Origin of the sequence: Arthrobacter sp. N199823 (assembly GCF_002929705.1) — a bacterium.
Taxonomy (GTDB): domain Bacteria; phylum Actinomycetota; class Actinomycetes; order Actinomycetales; family Micrococcaceae; genus Specibacter.
Map to the genome: position 1 here is coordinate 1 of NZ_PJIN01000065.1, position 589 is coordinate 589.

Consider the following 589-nt stretch of genomic DNA (forward strand, 5'->3'; position numbering starts at 1 on the left):
GACGCTTGCCTGAGTGAGGACATGGTCGCCGAGCTCACCAAGTGCATCCGCACCAACCTGGACTGCGCCGACATCTGCGCCACCACAGGTAGCATCCTTTCCCGCCACACCGGTTACGACGCCAACGTCACCAAAGCGGTACTGGAAGCCTGTGCAGCCGCCTGCAAGGCATGCGCCGACGAGTGCGAGCAGCACGCTGGCATGCACGAGCACTGCCGGATCTGCGCCGAAGCGTGCCGCCGTTGCGAAAAGGCGTGCCAGGAGCTCATCTCTTCCCTGAACTGAACGTTCCGGGATCTTCATACATCAGCGAACAGATAAGTCCGGGATCTTCACACGTCAGCGAACAGATAAGGAAGTAGATTCCCATGTTCAACACCACACCAAAGAAAACCGTCCCCGCGGCAGTAGCCTCGGTCGTCCTGGCCTTGTCGGCAGTCACCGGGGTTGGCGTAGCGACGGCCACTCCGGCTTTGGCAGACGCTCCTGCCCAAAGCGAACAGGCCGCCAGTTACGAAGTTGACTTCCGCAAGAACATGATTGACCACCACACGATGGCCGTGATGATGGCGCAGACCTGCCTTGATAA

2 protein-coding genes are annotated in these 589 nt (G+C 59.8%); both read left to right on the plus strand.

Annotated elements, in window-relative coordinates:
* Window positions 1-285 (plus strand): four-helix bundle copper-binding protein (locus CXQ93_RS20255; protein WP_104112179.1); only part of this gene is annotated, 285 nt, incomplete at its 5' end.
* A gap of 83 nt (window positions 286-368) precedes the next feature.
* Window positions 369-589 (plus strand): DUF305 domain-containing protein (locus CXQ93_RS20260; protein ID WP_146073314.1); only part of this gene is annotated, 221 nt, incomplete at its 3' end.